The sequence below is a fragment of the Psychroserpens sp. SPM9 genome, from assembly GCF_025153525.1.
Classification (GTDB): domain Bacteria; phylum Bacteroidota; class Bacteroidia; order Flavobacteriales; family Flavobacteriaceae; genus Psychroserpens.
Genome location: NZ_JANZNR010000001.1, coordinates 788,079 through 807,110, shown reverse-complemented (window position 1 = coordinate 807,110; position 19,032 = coordinate 788,079). Strand labels below are relative to the sequence as shown.

Sequence of the window (19,032 nt, the reverse complement as noted above, 5' to 3'; positions counted from 1 at the left end):
CTGAACGAAAGGGAGTCTTTAGATTATCCAAACCAATTAAAACATTATCAAATTTCAGATAGAATTAAGGTAAAGTTTGATTAGTTTAATATTATAATTTTTTTGATAAGACAGAATTTTAATGCTTGATTTTATCAAGCTCAGATAAGCGTTTCTTCATTTTAACTTTTTGAGTTCTCTCCAGCTTATCCTTCTCCAAAACGGTATCAATCATAATCTCCAAGATCTGCTGGTTATACTCCTCCATATTCTTAATCATTTCCAATTTCTCAAGTAAGGTCTTGTCAGCATGAGTATCTTGTTTGAAAAGGCGTTCCATGGGAACTTCCATAGCTTCAGCTAATTTTTCTAAGGTAGACAAATTAGGGCTTACTTGGCAGGTCTCAATCCTAGAGTACGTAGATGCAATAACTCCTGATCGCTCAGCAACAACATTCTGATTAAGTCCTTTTTCCTTACGAATAGCCTTTAGATTCTCTGATAGTAATTTCTGCGTATCGGTGATATCAGCCATAATGGAAGATTTTTATAAATGTCGATTATCGACCAAATGTAGGGACAAATAATTGAAATAGCAAAATACACAATAATTTATTTTTATTATTGTGTAATAAAGCATATATTTGAACATAAATTTGTGTATAAATATATCAAAGCGCAATTATTATCAGACATGAATACTTTTGACACATCAAACCCTAATCATTTCACTTATACAACTGAGGTATTAGAGCTACATGTTTTGGGTGGATTGAATGTTCATGGTCTCGATAGAATGAGGGTCACCTTAAAGATCAACCGAATCGAAGATGAGTTTCATGCGCTTAGGCATAACATCGATCTTTACAACTCAACATCAGTTGAGAAACTGGTTCGAAAGCTAGCTGAGTTTTTGGAAGTTGGTACATCAGTTATCAGAAGGGCATTAGTGCCACTGCTTAAATATATAGAACAGGACAGGCAAATACTTCAAGATGCCATACAAAGCCACACAGACGCCTTATTTCCACTTAACTCAGATAGGTTTGATATTATCTTAAGACATCTATTTAAACGCCTCAAGCGTATAAATTATAAGGTTAAGGATGTGAAGCAAATTAGGGCTTCAGTAATCGTCTACTTGCTCAATTCCAATAACATTCGTGAGGTTCAGTATATGGCTGGACATCGTTTTATTTCTTCCACTGAACGTTATCTTCAAGATGATTTAGAAAACCTTCATGAAATGATTGAAAATCTACATCCAATTAATTAATTGTAATATATTTGTAAATATTCTTCCTATAAATAACTCCCTCATAACTCTACGGTTTGCCGTAAACTAGATAAGTAATGTCATTGTATTTTTGCTTATTGAATTGTAATGAATTTAACTTTTAAACTTATATAGATGAGATTAGCTATTGTAATTGAAGGGGAACAAAACTCAGGAAAGACTTCTACCATTAAAGAGTTTGTGATGTTGTTCACTGGACGAAAATTAAAACAAATGAGAAGAGGATGGCAACATATTTTTTTAAACCCATCTTTTAGATCTATACGATTTATTTGTTATTGTCTTCCAGCATCTCCCTCAGAAACTGGTGTTAAACTGGGCAAACATTTCAAAAATAGTGTTCCACAAGTTTTAGTCTTAGCAGAGCAACCATCTGGGATAAACTACTCAGACACCTATAATTTTCTCAACAATAATGGCTATACAATTATACCGTTTCGAATATTGAAATCTAGTGGCTCGTTGGATTGGGAAAGATTTGAGTCTTCAAACAAATCTACCAAGCTTGCTAACAGAGCAAATGATATAGCAGATAGCATAAGGAACTATATCAATTCAAATAATTTAATTTAATAACTATTATAATATTTAAAGCGATAGTATGCTCTCAAATCTATAACCTAAACTTTTTAAAAAATGAATAAAAACAAGATTATCATACAATTGCTTATACTTTTATTATTTCAAGTTACACTAGCTCAAGAGGTTGAAATTGTAAGAGAAACAAAACAGCTAGTAGAAAGTAGAGATTTATATATCAATGGAGGTGCTAGATCGCAATTCGGAGGTAAATCACGGACATATATTAAAATAGACTTACCACCAAATACAGTTCAATGGTATTATAGCTTCTCTACCTCTGCTGGTAAAAGTGGAACTAAGAACTTGAATTTAGCTATTCAACTTGGAGGTATTCTTGCAGACCCTACAGGAATAACTTCAAGTACAATTTCAGCCATTGATGTTCCTGAGGGAGAGGCATCGGCAGATGTTTATTTGATTGATCGTAGTAATCTTAATTTATTTCTTGATAAAAGTGAGTACAGGCATTTTCCTGAAGGTATGGCTGAAAACACAAAACAAGCAGTCGTTAGAATAGATGATATTAAATCTGGAACATGGTATTTAGGTATTAAAAACCCAAGTGCTTTAAATGGTATTAATTTAAGTATAGAAGTTGTGGCTATAACAGAAGCTACAACGGTTAAAGAGAAGTCTGCAAATCAAGAAAAAGCTGAATTGCTCGGTGCATTGGGGTGGAAAAAATTTGAAAATGGTGAATATGATAAATGTATCGAGTATTCTGATAAATCAATTTCAGAGTTCGAATTAGGCTGGGTTAAGGCGAATAAAGGTCTTGCACTCATTATGCTTGGTAGAGATTCCGATGCAATGGATACATATATAGAAGCAATTACATTAATTAAAAAGCAACCGAACCCTGATTATATATTTGATGAAGTGGTTAAGGATATTGATAATATTTTGCGTAAGAATCCTAATATAGTTGGAGCAAAAGATATAAGGGAGATAATAGAGTTGCAAAGAAATTGAGCTTATAATTTCTTTGCTGGAAGTTATAAAAATCTGAATGTCAATAAGTCATATTATTATAAATATTAATTTTTAACTGACAATTATACATGTTTAAGATAAAAACTTTTAACAAATAACTGATAAACTTCTTTACCATGTCATATCTATTCAATGGCATGGTCATTGAACAACTTGTAAAAACTTTAAAGATGGCAAACTGCAATAAATTATTCCATGACTATAATGGAAATTTAACAATTTCAAAAACAAAAAATGATAAGCTAAAAGACTCTAAAGAAAAGGTTAGAGATGCAATAAGAAACCACTTTAAAGATAATCATCCAGATTATAATCCTGAATTTTTTATTCAAGGTTCTTACAAAATGAAGACGACCATAGTGACAAAAGATGATGAGTGTGATGTTGATGATGGAGTTTATTTTAAAAGAGAAGTTGGTGTTTCAGGTACGACATTACAACAATGGATAAAGGATGCTGTAGCTGATGTTACTACAACTACTCCTGAGCATAGGAAAAAGTGCGTACGAGTTATATATAAAGCTGATTACCATATAGATCTCCCCGCTTATTATTTTCCTGAAGATTGGTCACATCCACAATTAGCAGTAAAGAATGAAGATTTGCAAGAGTGTGATCCAAAGGATGTGGTTGACTGGTTTAAGAATGAAAAAGATAATAATGGTCAATTAGTAAGAATTGTTAAATATCTTAAAGGTTGGGGAGATTATAAAAGAAATAAAATGCCAAGTGGCCTGGCGATGTGCATTCTGGCTGCTATTAATATTCAGTACAATGACAGAGATGATGTAGCAATAAAAGATACTTTAGCTAAAATTCAAGAGAGTTTAGAAAACTCGTTTGAATGTATTGTACCCGCAACACCTTACGATGATCTCTTTGAAAGCTACGATGAAGCTAGAAAAAACAATTTTTTATCTAATCTGGATGATTTTGTAAAAGACTCAGAAAAAGCTGTTAATGATGAGCCGAATCAAAACAGAGCCAGCAAAATTTGGAGAAAATATTTTGGAGACAAGTTTCCACTAGGTAAAGATGAGGATACTGATGCTAAAGAAGCTCAATTAAAATCAGTATCTAATAAAATATTGAGTGGTACAGCTTATGCGGATTCAGATGGTAAAATTAACTCATCAGAAGGTGTGAAACACAAACCACATACAAATTATGGCCAATAGAAGGTTTCATAAAAACAGGTTTAATAACAACCATTTTGATAATCTCAAAACACACACCCTTAACACTCAAAAAAGATTAATAAAGAAGCATTATAATTTTCTTGATTGTTCATTAAAAAAGGGAAAACTTATTTGTACTGGAGAAACTAAGCCAACTGATCTATCCATTACTTACGTGTTTAGGATAGTTTATGACGGATTTCAACCTCCAAGAGTCTATGTAATTGATCCAGAGATTCAATATAATGAGGAAATTCACATGTTTCCTGAGGACAATAGTCTATGCCTTTATCACTCTGAAGCAGATGATCTTAATTGGAATTTTAAGAAACACAATCTATTTAATACAATTGTTCCATGGACTCTGGAATGGTTTGTCTATTATGAGTTATATGAAATCACGGGTAAGTGGGAACACCCACATATAGATCACAGATTACAAAATGTTAATCATGAATCAGAGAAGATAAAATCTATAGAGGTAGATATTTAATAATTATTTTAAATACACAAGGTTTACGTTTTTTCAATATAGAGATTTCTTATCTTTATATAAATTAACATAAAACAATTTGTTCTTATGGATGAAGATTTAAGCTTACACAAAGAACTAGACCTCATACAGTCAGTCATAGGGAGAATGGCTAATAATTCCTTTTTAATAAAAGGATGGACTATGACTCTAATGTCAGCCTTAATAGCTTTTGGCAAAGATTCAATTTTAAGCAATATCAATGGTATATATTATTTGCTTATAATGATAGGGGTTTTAATTCCTTTTTGGTGGCTGGACTCCTATTATCTAAGGCAAGAGAGGGTTTTTAGAAAGTTATATGAAGTTGTAATTGCTGACCCCAAGGCAAAAGACAGAACAAGGTTTAATTTAGACCCTGAGAGTACGGAGGGTTTTATTGAAGAAAAATTGTTTAGCGTAATGTTTTCTGGTTCAATACGGTGGTTCTACATCCCTTTTGCTCTTGTTCTAATTTTGGTTATTGGGTTGAAAATTGCTGGAATACTTTAGTTAGATGTTATTTTTATGAATAGAATTATTTATGTCTGTGCCTGTTTTTTACTTTTAAATTTGGGGTGTGATTCCTCAAAGGCATTATCCGATAAAATTATAAAACCAGTTCTCAAAGTGAAAAAAGTAAGCGATATTCAACAAGAAGTAGATGATATCCATTCTCTATTGATTTACAGTTTAGTCTATGCAGATTGGCAGCCTGATAGTATTCCAAGACGTGAACGTAGAGGATATAATATTGGGGCGTTATTGGTAGATAAAGAAAATATCCCAGTGCATTATGGACTTAATTGCATAAACTCAACTGATAATGCTACTCAGCACGGAGAGGTTAGAGCAATAACTAGTTACTTAGAGGAAACAAGAATTTTTAACCTCAAGGATTATTCAATATATACTACTTTAGAACCATGTGTGATGTGTGCAGGAATGATGACCATGACTGCTGTAAAAAGGGTTGTTTATGGTCAACGAGATGTTGCTTACAGCAAGGCATTTGAAAGACTAGCTATAGATACAACACCAATAGGAGGTTTCGAGCCTTATCCAAGACAGGTGATTTCACAAGCGTCCAATATCTCTTTTTGTGCAGAGCTTGACGAAAAGTATCATGAGTTTCTAAGTGAAGATGAAGAGAAAATTTTAGCGAAATTCTTAGCATCTGAAGAAGCGAGGCTTATTTACTTAAAAGCAGAAGAGGTCTTTCTAAACTACTCAGTCAAGTTTAAGGAAAATGAGAATATTTATATTAAGGCTATAGAGTTTTACAAATCAAAAATTAAATAAGATGGGAGAGGATAATAATGATTTTCCACATTTGCCAGATGATGAAGCTGTCAAAAATCTAAAGGGGAAAATAGATGAAATTGGAAAGCCAAGTGTTTTCATAGGTTCAGTATCAGAATCTATTTGGATTTCAGAACTGGCTCAATCATATTTTGATAAAGAGGTTTTTGAGGTCGATGCATGGCACCAAGGGATTTTTCAATTAACAAAAACGAGTGGCGGCAGTGCTAACAATGCTGAACAGTTAAAGAATTTTACCGATATATATGATTTTGCTATTTTTATTTTTTCTCCAGATGACAAAATTGTTAGTCAGTACAGAAAAGATAAATCGGGTAAATACAAAAAAGCACTTGCTACGAGGCATAATGTTGTTTTCGAATTTGGACTTTTTTTAGGTCGTATTGGAGCAAAGCGAAGCTTTATTCTTTTTGATGATAATTCTAAAGACTTTATTGAAGACTTTTTTACTGACCTTAAAGAAAACATTAACGATACAGAGGAAATAACTGACGATGATGTCGATAATTCTAATAAGTTCAGGTTAGAATTATACCAATATAAAGGCACAGATAGGGAAATAGAAAGTGAAGAGCAAAGAAAAAAGGAATTTGATTATAATGATTTTAAATTACAAGTAGAGAAGATTCAAAAAAGAATAGTTAAGACTTTTAAAGGTTACGACATTGGTTTTCTACCCTCTACATCATTAGCAATAGGTTATTACAAGAATTTTTTAAAAATTGTAATTGAAAATATTTTTGATGTTGTATCCAATAATATATCAGCCTCCGTTCAAGAAGAGATTGACAAAAAACCTCAGATTCAAGAGTTTGTATCCTATTTAACTACTTGCGATGATATTCAATTTAAGATCATTAAGCCTTCTTCAATCCAGGGTGCCGATCCAGATATTATTAAAGCATTTTTGAAAAAGTCTACTGACAGATATAACCTGCCTGGTAAATCAAGGAACATGGGGATGAATATTAAGAAACGTCTTTCCGCTGTAGATAATAAACAATGTATTATTTATGATGTTCCTACTACTATGTCGATTTCTTTGGATGCCATTCAAATGCTTAATTCCAATAAGGATATTATAGAACTTTTATCGGAAAAAGAGAGAGTGAATTTCATGAAAGTTTTAAAGCATAAACTAGAAGAGGAGACAAATAATAATTTAAGGCAATTTATAAACAAAACTATAAAATTTATTACTTGGGAGGAATTTCATTCGGAGACGAAGGAATTTGATAATTTTTAGTATAATCTTTTATTAATAGGTTTTTGGGAAGTAATCTTCGTTAATACCTTGTCCTCTACTTTGATCTCTTTTTTCTCTAATGTCCATGAACTTTCTAAGACCAGGATAGAGAATTTCTAATTCTTCCTGTTTATATTCAGTTCTATATGTTCTCCATGATAAATCTGAGAAAGGACCAATTTCTATCAATAATACACCTTCATTAATTCTAAAACTTGGAAATAAGTGTAAGCGAACTAAATCAAAAATATGATTTATTGCTCGTGTCATTTCTAAAAGTAAATCTTCTACTAATAAACAATGATATTTATACTTATTTAAAAGATCATTATACCTTTCAGTATCCCAATCTCCTATTCTATAAAATTTCTCAGTATAAACCATGAAATCTTCTTTTCCTTTACTTGACGATCTGTCCCTTTCTACATATTTATCAAACACAGAAAGAAATTCATTAGTTACATTTTTGAAATTAATTATTGCAATTTCTAATTTAGGATATCTTTTTGGCCAAACTCTCGATAAAATAAATTCTATTAATTTTCGAAGATTTCTTATGGTTTTATTATTCATAGTGGGTGAACTTCCTCCAAAAACATAAGATGTCCAAGCTTTCCAAGAATTGACATCCGCAAGTTCAATAATTGTATCAATATATCCTGCATAGATAATTTCATCACGTTCTTTTATTTTATCAAGTGAGAGATTTTGGCTTACCCAATGTTCATGTTCTCTCTTATATTGATTTAATATATCAATTGTATATTTGTTTTTCTGATCATCTACTAACTTATGATGAATACTACATAGCAAAATCAAATTATTATATCTATCACGCTGTTCTCCAGTTAATTCTGATTCACCTCTTGGTCCGTTTTTTTTTCGAGCAACGATATGCGCCTCTTCGCCAATGATAGAAGGGTCATCTGTTTCACTCTCATCCATAACTAAATCTATTTTACAATCAGGAAATGAGCATTTATTACCTGATTTTCCCCAAAGAATTTTATGTGTTTTTAATGATATTCCCATTCAATTTATCTATTTACATAAATGTTAGTATTAGTTCTCATTAATTTTTAATGGAAGATTAGTTGTAATGACTCTAACCAAGTTAGTAAAAGAAAATGATTTTTTAATTAAATTTACTACATATGAAGAATTTCAAAATTCCAAAAACCAAATGGAAATCATTTCCAATTGATTCGGCAAAATTTATATTAGAGGAGGGTAAAGATTATTTAGATTATACACTTAAAGAATCTGATAAAATAACAAACAGAGCTTATTCCTTGATTATACTTCTATCAACAATTCTTGCGGCTATTGTTGGTTATACTTTTACAAAAATCACTACAGATTCTATTTCAAGTGTAATTGTTATGAATTTGTATTTTTCTTTCGCTATTTCAGGGTTTATATTATTTTTAGCAACTTTAGTTTTTCCACGTTCAATAATGCAGAAAGGAAGAATTCCATCGAAGTTGGCACAAGAAAAGTTCCTAACAAACAGTAAATTAACATCAGAAGAGATTTATTTGTCGTATGTTATTAGAGAAATAGAAAACACCCAAGATAAGATAAATTATAATTTAAATAAAAATAGGCAAAGACGAATAAAACTTGAAGTGAGTTTGTATTTTATTACAGTTCTATTTCCTATTTATTTATCAATAGCTTTTTATATTTTTAGCTAATTTCAATAGGGTTTTCAGTCGTGTCAGGCGAAGGGTCACTCCCAGGAATATCGGGGAAATCAAATTCGTCGTCGTTTGGGTCATTAAAATTCATAAATAGTTATTTTAAATCACTTTAGTGATATTTATATTTTAATTTCATTCTCTTAACTTATGGCTAAGTTAGTAAATAGAAAGTGAAATAGAAGGAGATATTTAAGATTTTCATATTGATAATATCAGCGATAAAAAATCTCTTTTGAAAAAATTTTATTTTTTTGCCTTTGTGCAGACAACATTCAGTATATATGCGGTGCTATTGTCCATCTTGTAAAGTACTTTATAATCCCGAACCACTATTCTTCTGTACTCAGGAAAAATCTCATCTTTTTGAAATTGCTCTGCAAACACAATTTCTTTTGAAGAGGTGATGATATCTTTACGCACTATCTTTCGTGCCGTTGGTATATCTCTATACCGATAGTCAAGGATTGCATTGAGAGATTCTCTTGCTTGGCGAGTCCAAACAACATTTTTGATCTTATCAGCCATTAGTCTTCTTCACGCTCAAAGTCATCAGCAGAAATAAAATCTCCTTTTTCAATCTGGGCTTCGGCAGTATCTAAGGCCATCTTATACTCCTGACGGGTCATAGGCTGTCCATTTGGGTGGTAAGCTACCACTTCATTTTTAAAGTAACCTTCATAGAGAGCGTCTACCATCAGCAAGAAACGATCATCAACAGTCTTAATTGACTTCATCCATTTTTTTCTAAGTTCTAATATTCCCATAATATTTCTAGTATAACCCAAATATACATTTTATATAGATATAGTATAAAGTTAAGATTTCTAACGTAAAAAACCTATCAATATTGAGGCGGTAGATGTGATTTGGTTTTATAGAAATCAAACACCAGCTAATTAATTTTCTATAAAGACTTTACTTTCTAGGATTTCATAGTAAAATAAATACATAAATAATAAAAGGCTAAACCCTTTAAAAAATAAACCCCATGACTATCAATGGCAAAATTATATTATGTATTATCGAAGATTATAGAGCAATTAAATAAAACAGATCTAACAACATTACAATTGATTATTAAATTAATGCTAGAAATTTTAAGTTCCTAATCAATAGGTAATATGTTCATGATTATGATGAACATATGATAAAGTAAAACCGCTCCGTGGCTTCGGTAATTGCACTTTAGACACAAAATGATGATTTAAGAACAGCTCAAAGAAAGTCCAGACATCGTTTTATAACTTCAACAGAAAACTACTAGAAATACGACCCAAATGTCAATAGAGAGGCTGCGGATAAGTATCATGTGATACAATAATCTTAATTTATATAAATCGGAGCACCATCATCTTCATTGTCAATACCATCTTTTATATTACTTTTCAAATGCCAATAAATAAATTGTAAAATGTTTTGTGCATTAGAATTACCATCGTATTCACTCCAATTAATCTCGATTTGGTCTGGGTCATTGTTGTCTTGATATTCTGGCAATACCCTTATTATCTTATCAAAAATTAAATTACAATCTAGACCTAGAACATTTGATATGTACTGATAATTTTCTTCTTTAAACACACCATTAATAGTTCCATTCCACAGATAAGTAAAGCTTCTAATAAATGATACTATGTTATCTTCAGAATTCAAATACTGTAATATATATTCTTGAAACTCATCAAACTCCAACCTAGACCATATATCCATAGTCATTTTAGCTACATTTCTATCTTTAAAAAATGGATGGTTTTCAATAGTTTTTGCTTTGGCAATCAGTTTCTTCTCAATCTCTTCCATGTATTCGATTTCATTTCCATCATAGGTAAATACTCCTAAATACCAGCAGGTTTGCAAATAGTCTAATTCATCAGGTATAGAAATAATAAGTTTCTTTTTCTCGTCTCGCTTTTCAACAAGCTTTTTTGCGATACTTTGAACAATCTCTATGTTGAATGGTTTAGTGTCTGACCTTCCTTTAAACTCATTAATATGTTTAATTAAAAACCAAACAAACTTATCATGAAGCTCATCAGATAATACTTCAATTTCGGATGAAATTCGATACACTATTTTCCATTCTCCAGTATTCTGTATCATTCTATGCATAATTTCTAATGCCTCATTATCTTTGTCTGAATTTATTAATGCCTTAAAATTTGAAAACATTAATTCTGAAATTTTACCTTTTGTATGAAAAGAGAAATATTTTTCAAAATGATTCATATGATTAATGCGTAATTCTGCATCTAATACATTTGTAGGTTTAATTTTTGGAGTTTGATATGCTGAAACGGTTCCTGTTCTAATCATTGGAAATAAAAAATTAATAATTGGATATGATTCTTTATGCTTATCCATTAAATCTTTTCTGAAACCTGTCTCGTTTTTATCTTTTGCGAATGGACTATTAAAATCTATTTTATCTATAAAAAGCATATTAGTTTTTATACCACTTCTACTAGCATAATCTTTAATACTATTATAAGTCTTTATATACTTAACCTTCAGATACTCAATCCAAAATAAATCATGTACATTAACTTCATCTCCAATCGCATAGAATGAAAATGCAAAGGAATTTATTACACGTACAACTTCTCTAGGAGAACTGAAGTAACCCCCACTTAGACTGTCATATAATTCTTTTAAATCCGCCTCTTTAATCTTTTTACTTGATAGAATCGGTTTTATTTTCTCTTTAACAAAGCGGTCTAAATCTGCTTCCTCAATTAATGGTAACTCTAAAGGAATATTTATTATTTTCTCTAAGAAGTCTTTGCCAGATTTCTCATCATTTCCATATCTATGATGTATAGCCTTAGCGACATATTCTTGGTCAAGACATATAATGAAAATCAGATTCTTAAAGTCTGCATTTATTTTGATTAATTTGAATAATGTAAATATTTCGTCCTTATCCAACCTATCAACGTCATCAATAAAAATTATAATCTTTTTATCTGATTCTTTTAGAATATCATCTATTTGTTTTTTAAGTTCATTTAAGCTTTTTTCTTCACCTTCTAAATCTTCACCAAGCCTCTTAAGTATCTCGTATGGTTCAACCGAAATGCCAGCGTTGAATATTTTTGGAACACCAACTGATGCAGATAATTTTACAGCTTTTAGATACTTGCTATATTTTTTGATGAATTTTCCAGCTTTCTTTAATGTATCATTACCACTGTAAACCAATTTTCGTGTTAGTGTTTCAAAGAAATCATAAAGCATCTCTTCTTTAGTTTGGTATATCCAAGGGTTGTAATGAAATTTTATATATGGCTTGTCATCTTTGTCCTTGTGAAACATCTCAATATGCCTTTCAATGAGATTTAAAAGCGAACTTTTACCAGCCCCCCATTTACCATATATTCCTATAGTCAAAGGCTCTGGATTATTAGCATAACCTTGTATGACACTTTGTATTTTTTCAGCGTACGGATAGTAATTCAATAAATCTTCTTCCTTTTTGCCGATTGCTATATCATTGATAATTATATTTTTGTTTTCCATTGTTTTTATAAACTTTTTCTATTGGTTTAATATAATTTTTATTTCATTATAGACGATTGATTAAATAAAAAAAATCTTCTGTTCTTCTGTAATTTACAAGTACAAGTATTTTTCATTATTGTTACTAAATGCTTTTTGAATTTCAATTTCTTTCATTTACTAAAAACAAGTGCAAACCATGTCACAGTAATATCTAAATGCTTGATTTAACTTGTGTTTTTTAGTGTCCTATTTTATGTTAAAGCTAGTAATTACCTTGCTTTCTTAGTTGTCAAAAAGGAGTGTCCTTTTAGTAAGGGACCAAATTTTGTAGCTTGAAAAATCATGTCTTAATAGGAGTGAAATAGAAAAGCGTCCTTTTAAGATGTTGAAACCCTATGGGAGAAATAAATAATAATATAATTATGAAAAATGTATCAAATTTTAAAGCATCATTGATTTTTGTATTTGCTCTGGTAGTTGTCTTTTGCTTTGTTCCAATCACTAGAGTTGAAGTTATTGGAGACTTCTTCGAGAAAATACTATATCCAATAAGTTTTCCATTATCAATGATTTTGGCTGGATTTTTTGGAGGAAAAAAACTAAAGAAATATTTGAAAAGTAAAAAAGGAAAATCTCCTTGATAATCGGTGATAAAAAATGTACATTTACAGTATCTCCCTATTATAAATAATTATCAGTACTGCGGAAATCCGTAAATAATTAATGAGTACTTTTATTAGATGGGCTCATTTATTTTATTGTTTTAATTTTAATTAAAATGCAAGTGGAGGACCGTTAAAGCCATTAAAATCTATAAAGCCTATAAAAGGAGTAAAAGAGATTAGACCAATTAAACCAATTAAATCTTTTAGTTGGTCTGATGTAGATTTTAATTTTTTTTTAATGTTAATCGATTACTTAAATTTGAATACAATAAAACGTTCTTTAAAATAATACTTGTACCACACTATTGTAGGTGTAAAAAAATAAAAAAGTAAGGTATAGCTCTTTTTTTAAGCAATGTAGTAACTCTAAGAATTTAAACTTAGCTTATTTTTTACGAGCTTTATCTAAATCAGCCAATCGTTTTTTCATTTTAGCCTTCTGAGCCTTTTCAAGCATGTCCTTTTCAATAATTGAATCCAAAAGAATTTCAACAACACTTTTATTATATTCAGAAAGATTATTTATTATTTCCAATTTTTGAAGAATTGACTTATCTGAGACTTGACGAGATTGTAAGAGTTCAGCAATAGGGATATCAATTGCATTTGCAATCCTTTCAATGGTTTCAATAGAAGGGGAGACCTTCATATTTTCAATCCTATTATATGTAGAAGCCAACATATCACTTCGATCAGCTATATATTGCTGACTAATCTTTTTCTCTCTTCGTATAGCCTTTAAATTATCTGAGAGTAACTGTTGAATTGGACTCATTTCACTTTGTTTTAATCAAACTTAATAAATATTTACGTATAAACGCTTAATAAAACATATTTTGTTTGTTTTTGTGTGTTTTAAGGCATATATTTGAATATATTATGCTGCTAAAATCAAAAAATATAGTTGCTAACTCCAATAAAGCTCCTGGAGTTGAAAGGACTCTAAAGTCTAAGTTACTCTTTTTTGCCATTATAGAGTATGAACGCTATTTAATATCTGCTAAATGCCAAACGCAATAATATATACCAGAGTTTCAACTGATGAGCAGGCCAACAAAGGTTTTAGTTTACCTCATCAAAAGAGTGTGCTGGAATTTTATTGTCAACATAAAAATATAAATATACTTCGCCATTTCAAGGAAGATTATTCAGCTAAAAACTTTGATAGACCAGCCTTCAAAGAACTAACATCTTACATCAAAGCAAATAGAAAAACGATTGATTGTCTATTATTCACAAGATGGGATAGATTTAGTAGAAATCAAGAGGAAGCGTATAGAGTTATTCGAGAATTCAAAAATCTAGGTATTGAGGTTAATGCTATCGAGCAACCCTTGGATTTATCACAACCAGATTCTAAGGTTATGTTAGCTGTCTATTTGGTAATTCCAGAAGTTGAAAATGATAAGAATAGCATAAGAACCAAGGAAGGGTTACGAAGAGCCATGAAAGAAGGATGTTTTGTTGGAATGGCACCTTATGGTTATAAAAACTATCGAAATGAAAACGGAAAGGCAACTTTAACTTTTAATAATAGAGTATCTGATGTTATTAGAAAAGCGTTTATAGATTATTCCAAGGGTGTTTTGTCAGCTGAAGAAGTTAGGAAAAAGTATTACGATAAAGGCTTAAAGATTACCAAGCAGAGTATGCTCAATATGCTTAAGAATCCAGTCTATTGTGGCAAGATATTGATAAAGGAATGGAAGAAGGACGATGAGGTCATTGTTAATGGTTTACATCCAGCTATTATTGATGAAGATACATTCGACACTGTTCAACGTATAATATCAGGAAAGCATAAAGCTAAGATTCATAAGTTTTCAGAGATTGATGAAAAGTTACCACTACGAGGACATTTGTTATGCAAAAACTGTGGAAGGTCATTAACAGGAAGTGCATCTAAAGGTAGAAATGGTAAAAGACACTTTTATTATCATTGTCAGCCGAAATGTAAAGAAAGGTATAAAGCTGATGAGGTCAATAAACTTTATGAAGACTTATTGAGTGAGCTTGTAATAAAACAAGATGTGTTGGAGCTCTACAAAGAAATACTAGAGGAGACATTTAGTGGTGAACAAAAATCAAGAGATTTACGTATTAGACAGATTGGGTTGGATCTCAAAAAATTAAGTAACCGAATGGAATCTATTGAGGATAAGTTTTTTGATGATCTTATCGATGTTGGAACGTACAACAGCATGAAAGGGAAGACTCAAAAAAAGCTTAATGACCTTAAGGCAGAAAAAGCTAGAATAGAAAGTCTGAGTAAGAATCTAGAGGAGTATTTGAAACTAGGAATATCATTCATGCATGGTATTGACAAACTCTACAAATCATCACCAGCGAACATCAAAAAAAAGATTACCGGTTCGATATTTCCTGAAAAACTGATTTATTTTAAAAATAAGTATCGAACCGTAAAATTAGATTCTTTCATTGCGCTCATCCTTAATAAAAATAAGGTTTTCAAGAGATTAGAAATAAAAAATCCCGTCAAAAATGACGGGAAGTCTAAGAAAGCTCCTCCTCTTGGGCTCGAACCAAGGACCCTCTGATTAACAGTCAGATGCTCTAACCAACTGAGCTAAGGAGGAGTGTTTATCGCTTTAGCGAGCGCAAATATATACTATTTTTTAAGTTTGTCAAAACGTCTTTTAAAATTTATTTAATTTTTTTTAAAATTTAAAATTAGAATCGACATTCGGTCGTTCATTTAACTGGAAAAAGCCTTGAAGATATCGTTTCCGTTTGCGAAAAGGACTAAGGCAATTAATATGATAAATCCAACTAATTGAGCACGCTCTAAAAATTTCTCACTTGGTTTACGTCCAGAAACCATTTCAAATAATAAAAACATAACGTGACCACCATCTAATGCAGGAATTGGCAACAAATTAAGGACACCTAACATGATCGATAAAAAGGCTGTAATTCTCCAAAAATCTTCCCATACCCAAGTGTCTGAAAATATATCGAAAATCGCTTTAAATCCTCCAACACCTTTATACGCTCCAGTGCTTGGCGTGAAGATTTTTCCTAATTGATCCCAGTAACTAAATACAGTTTCAACAAATTTATCCTTACCACCTCCAAAACTTTCTAAAAAGGTGTATTCTTTTAATGTTAAATCATAATAACCTAATGCATCAAATCGTTCAGAATCCTTAGCAGGAATAATCCCTACCTGTCCATCTTTGTTCACCTTTAATTCGCGTGTGATGGTATCATTTCCTCTTAAAAAAGCAGAGGATACGGTTTGGTTTTTATAGTTAGACATAACAGTACTAAGTTGGTCGTAGTACTTAACGGTTTGGTTGTTTACAGTTAATAAGATATCACCTTCTTTAAGGTCCACAGTTTTATTAGCCATAGTATCTATAACTTCGCCAACCATAAATGGAAATCTTAAATTAAAAAGACCACCTCGTATTTTTCTTGATGATAATTGACCTAGGAAATCTTCAGGTAATTGAATGTCAATTTCTTTACCATTTCTATCAATCGTATATTTTTCGGTCTTGACAATATTTTTTAAGACATCAGAATGTGCATGAACCTTAACATCGTCTATTTTAATAATTTTATCTCCGGTTTGAAAACCTAACTTTTTGAGTAACGGATTTTCAATCCAATATCCATCTTTTAAACTTTCGGAAGTAATATCAGTATCGCCATAAGCAAACGAAATAAACACATAAATAAAATAGGCCAAAATAAAATTAACCGTAACACCACCAAGCATAATAATAAGACGTTGCCAGGCAGGTTTTGAGCGAAATTCCCATGGTTGCGGTGGTTGAGACATTTGCTCTTTATCCATGCTTTCGTCTATCATTCCGGCAATTTTCACATAACCACCAAGAGGAAGCCAACCAATCCCGTAGACCGTTTCACCTATTTTCTTTTTAAATAATGAGTATTTAATGTCAAAAAAGAGGTAAAATTTTTCGACCTTGGTTTTAAATAATTTGGCAGGTATAAAATGTCCTAATTCGTGTAATACGATTAGTAGTGAAAGACTCAATAAAAACTGAGATATCTTTATTACAAACTCCATGTATCTTAAATCATAAAAATTCTAAGCGACAAAAGTAGTGTTTTAGCCTGATTTATGCTTATTTTTTTAACACCGATTTAGTAATCACCCGATCGGATGTTTGAAATTGTATAAAAAATAATCCTGTAGCCCAAGACGAGGTGTCTATTGTTGAATTCCAAGCGTGTTGATTCACTAACTGCCCCAGCGTATTATAGATTCTTACTTCTGAAATTTCTAAGCCTTCAGGTTTTTCGACATTAAGAACTTCGGATGTCGGATTAGGATACACCACCAGTTGTTGGTGTAATTCTGGTTCATCTGTGCTTAAAAGCACATTGTTATTTGCTGAAATTAAATCAGATTCAGGATCAAATACAATACTATTTACAGTAAAATCTATCGTTTCTAGAAAACTTTCCTGATTTTGTGTATGGTCTAAAACAATGTTTTGTTCTTGGCCAAGAGTACCAATAAGACGTAAGGGTACTGGTGCTTCAAAAAACGATACAGACGGATGACTTTGGGTTTGGCTGAGTGTGATAGAAACTTCGTTTGCTGCGGGTTGATGCCATTCTACAGTATAACTCGGATATCCTTCATTATAGAGCCAATCGCTGAAAAATTCGGTTAAATCTTCACCAGAAGAAGTTTCAGTGATAGCGATAAAATCTTCCGTTTTTGCATAGTCGAAAGCAAGTGTTTCCGAAGCAAGATAATCTTGTAAGGCTTGAAAAAAAGGAGCATCTCCAAGTTTTTTTCGAAGCATATGTAAGACCATTGCACCTTTTGTATAGCTGAGTCTGCCATTAAATATTCTGCTCACACTTGTCGTATCTACATCACTTAAATATACAGCGCCATCAGGTTCAGAAGTAATAATGTCTATACGTTGTTGTTTCCAAACAGAAAACACATTAGTACCATCTAAATTTTCGTAAACCAGTCCAGAGAGATACGTAGCAAAACCTTCATTAAGCCAGATGTCTTTCCAGCTTCCGCAGGTAATTTTATTTCCAAACCATTGATGAGCCAGTTCATGTGCTATAAGGTTGCGGCTAAAATTCCCCATAAACGAAACCGTTGTATGTTCCATGCCGCCTCCCCAGCCAAATTGTGCATGACCGTATTTTTCATTTGCAAAAGGATATTCTTCGAATAAATTAGAAAACACATTCATTATATCTACCGTAACTGCGGTGCTAGATTGTGCTGCAGCTAAATCTTCGGGATACACGTAGTTGACGATGTCAAAGGGATTTCCATTATTGGATACCGTATGCGAGTACACTTCATAATTTGTAGCTGCTATGGCAATAAGGTAAGCTGGAATGGGATAGCGATGTTTGAAATGCGTGGTTTTGTTACTTCCGTTGATAACTTGACTTTGCTCTAAGCCATTAGAAACCGAAATGTATTCTTCATTAGAGGGATTAAACCTAGGTGTTGTTAGAAACACATCTACAGAGTCAATTTTATCAATTAAATCTTGTTTGCAAGGCCACCAGGCTTTAGCGCCATAAGGCTCTGATAAGGTCCAAAAAACAGGATCACCATTATGTTGATTCACTTCAAAGGATCCAAATCCAGAAGATTGAGGATTACCCGAATAACTAACCGTCAGGGAATCTAAAACGCCAGTAGTTTGTGTGGCTGGTAATGTGATTACAAGCTCATCCGAATTATGAGTATATGATAAGGTGTTTCCGCGTTGTAGGACTTGTGTAACGGTCATATTTGATGCCAAATCAAAAGTAATGCTAGACATATCACTTTTAGCAACAAAATAGGAGGTTATTGCTCCAGAAATAAAAGCAACCGATGGGTCTACATTCAATTCTAACCTGTGGTATTTTAAATCGTAGTTACCTGTATTAAGATTGGCTCGATGCATCATTCGGTTTAATGCAGATTTTGCCTCAGCCACTCTAATAGTGTTTAATGTTTCATTATAATCTTGCGAAAATGACACTGTGCTAAACAGTCCCAATAGGAGGAGTAGTCGTAATTTCATGATG

Annotated in this window: 18 protein-coding genes and 1 tRNA gene; 10 read left to right on the top strand and 9 right to left on the bottom strand. The window is 31.7% G+C overall.

The window, feature by feature from the left end; all coding sequences use genetic code 11:
• Window positions 1-118: 118 nt before the first annotated feature.
• Window positions 119-514, bottom strand: coding sequence for a helix-turn-helix domain-containing protein (locus N4270_RS03535; protein WP_260095432.1), 396 nt, complete (start codon window positions 512-514; stop codon window positions 119-121).
• 261 nt (window positions 515-775) lie between these two features.
• Here N4270_RS03535 and N4270_RS03530 point away from each other — a divergent pair, with 261 nt between their 5' ends.
• The 7 genes from N4270_RS03530 (at window position 776) to N4270_RS03500 (ending at window position 7,109) form a co-directional block, all read left to right on the top strand.
• On the top strand, window positions 776-1,255 hold the full coding sequence (locus N4270_RS03530; RefSeq protein ID WP_260095430.1) for a hypothetical protein: 480 nt from the start codon (window positions 776-778) through the stop codon (window positions 1,253-1,255).
• A 135-nt stretch (window positions 1,256-1,390) separates the two neighbouring features.
• Window positions 1,391-1,849, top strand: coding sequence for a hypothetical protein (locus tag N4270_RS03525; protein ID WP_260095427.1), 459 nt, complete (start codon window positions 1,391-1,393; stop codon window positions 1,847-1,849).
• 63 nt (window positions 1,850-1,912) lie between these two features.
• The gene (locus N4270_RS03520) at window positions 1,913-2,830 is read left to right on the top strand and encodes a hypothetical protein (RefSeq protein ID WP_260095426.1); all 918 of its coding nucleotides are present in this window, start codon (window positions 1,913-1,915) and stop codon (window positions 2,828-2,830) included.
• Window positions 2,831-2,967: 137 nt separating this feature from the next.
• Entirely contained in the window at window positions 2,968-4,029 is a 1,062-nt protein-coding gene (locus N4270_RS03515) for a CBASS cGAMP synthase (RefSeq protein WP_260095425.1), read from the top strand.
• Window positions 4,030-4,609: 580 nt separating this feature from the next.
• On the top strand, window positions 4,610-5,053 hold the full coding sequence (locus N4270_RS03510; RefSeq protein ID WP_260095423.1) for a hypothetical protein: 444 nt from the start codon (window positions 4,610-4,612) through the stop codon (window positions 5,051-5,053).
• A gap of 15 nt (window positions 5,054-5,068) precedes the next feature.
• Window positions 5,069-5,842 carry a nucleoside deaminase gene (locus tag N4270_RS03505; RefSeq protein ID WP_260095421.1) on the top strand — a complete coding sequence of 258 codons (774 nt, stop codon included), beginning with the start codon at window positions 5,069-5,071 and terminating at the stop codon, window positions 5,840-5,842.
• A gap of 1 nt (window position 5,843) precedes the next feature.
• A complete protein-coding gene (locus tag N4270_RS03500; protein ID WP_260095420.1) occupies window positions 5,844-7,109 on the top strand; it encodes a nucleotide-binding protein in 1,266 nt (421 codons plus the stop codon).
• 12 nt (window positions 7,110-7,121) lie between these two features.
• Here N4270_RS03500 and N4270_RS03495 read toward each other — a convergent pair whose 3' ends face one another.
• Window positions 7,122-8,141: an HNH endonuclease gene (locus N4270_RS03495; protein WP_260095419.1), complete on the bottom strand. Its 1,020-nt coding sequence runs from the start codon at window positions 8,139-8,141 to the stop codon at window positions 7,122-7,124.
• A gap of 122 nt (window positions 8,142-8,263) precedes the next feature.
• Here N4270_RS03495 and N4270_RS03490 point away from each other — a divergent pair, with 122 nt between their 5' ends.
• Window positions 8,264-8,806 (top strand): hypothetical protein, encoded by a 543-nt coding sequence (locus N4270_RS03490; protein WP_260095418.1) that lies wholly within the window; start codon window positions 8,264-8,266, stop codon window positions 8,804-8,806.
• 249 nt (window positions 8,807-9,055) lie between these two features.
• On the opposite strand, the gene N4270_RS03485 is transcribed toward N4270_RS03490, so the two are convergent.
• The 3 genes from N4270_RS03485 to N4270_RS03475 all read right to left on the bottom strand — a co-directional run bounded on the left by N4270_RS03485 (window position 9,056) and on the right by N4270_RS03475 (window position 12,328).
• Entirely contained in the window at window positions 9,056-9,337 is a 282-nt protein-coding gene (locus N4270_RS03485; RefSeq protein WP_260095417.1) for a type II toxin-antitoxin system RelE/ParE family toxin, read from the bottom strand.
• A complete protein-coding gene (locus tag N4270_RS03480) occupies window positions 9,337-9,576 on the bottom strand; it encodes a hypothetical protein (RefSeq protein WP_260095415.1) in 240 nt (79 codons plus the stop codon). The genes N4270_RS03485 and N4270_RS03480 overlap by 1 nt, the downstream gene beginning before the upstream one ends.
• Window positions 9,577-10,135: 559 nt before the next feature.
• The gene (locus N4270_RS03475) at window positions 10,136-12,328 is read right to left on the bottom strand and encodes a KAP family NTPase (protein WP_260095414.1); all 2,193 of its coding nucleotides are present in this window, start codon (window positions 12,326-12,328) and stop codon (window positions 10,136-10,138) included.
• A gap of 377 nt (window positions 12,329-12,705) precedes the next feature.
• Between N4270_RS03475 and N4270_RS03470 the strand changes: the two genes are divergently transcribed.
• On the top strand, window positions 12,706-12,951 hold the full coding sequence (locus N4270_RS03470) for a hypothetical protein (RefSeq protein ID WP_260095413.1): 246 nt from the start codon (window positions 12,706-12,708) through the stop codon (window positions 12,949-12,951).
• 409 nt (window positions 12,952-13,360) lie between these two features.
• Here N4270_RS03470 and N4270_RS03465 read toward each other — a convergent pair whose 3' ends face one another.
• Window positions 13,361-13,750 carry a helix-turn-helix domain-containing protein gene (locus N4270_RS03465; RefSeq protein WP_260095412.1) on the bottom strand — a complete coding sequence of 130 codons (390 nt, stop codon included), beginning with the start codon at window positions 13,748-13,750 and terminating at the stop codon, window positions 13,361-13,363.
• A gap of 229 nt (window positions 13,751-13,979) precedes the next feature.
• Between N4270_RS03465 and N4270_RS03460 the strand changes: the two genes are divergently transcribed.
• Window positions 13,980-15,533, top strand: coding sequence for a recombinase family protein (locus N4270_RS03460; RefSeq protein ID WP_260095411.1), 1,554 nt, complete (start codon window positions 13,980-13,982; stop codon window positions 15,531-15,533).
• On the opposite strand, the gene N4270_RS03455 is transcribed toward N4270_RS03460, so the two are convergent.
• The 3 genes from N4270_RS03455 to N4270_RS03445 all read right to left on the bottom strand — a co-directional run bounded on the left by N4270_RS03455 (window position 15,499) and on the right by N4270_RS03445 (window position 19,028).
• Window positions 15,499-15,572: transfer RNA gene (locus tag N4270_RS03455), tRNA-Asn, on the bottom strand. The genes N4270_RS03460 and N4270_RS03455 overlap by 35 nt on opposite strands.
• Window positions 15,573-15,691: 119 nt before the next feature.
• A complete protein-coding gene (rseP, locus tag N4270_RS03450; protein ID WP_260095410.1) occupies window positions 15,692-17,035 on the bottom strand; it encodes an RIP metalloprotease RseP in 1,344 nt (447 codons plus the stop codon).
• Between the two features lie 58 nt (window positions 17,036-17,093).
• Entirely contained in the window at window positions 17,094-19,028 is a 1,935-nt protein-coding gene (locus tag N4270_RS03445) for a M1 family aminopeptidase (protein ID WP_260095409.1), read from the bottom strand.
• Between the last annotated feature and the right edge of the window lie 4 nt (window positions 19,029-19,032).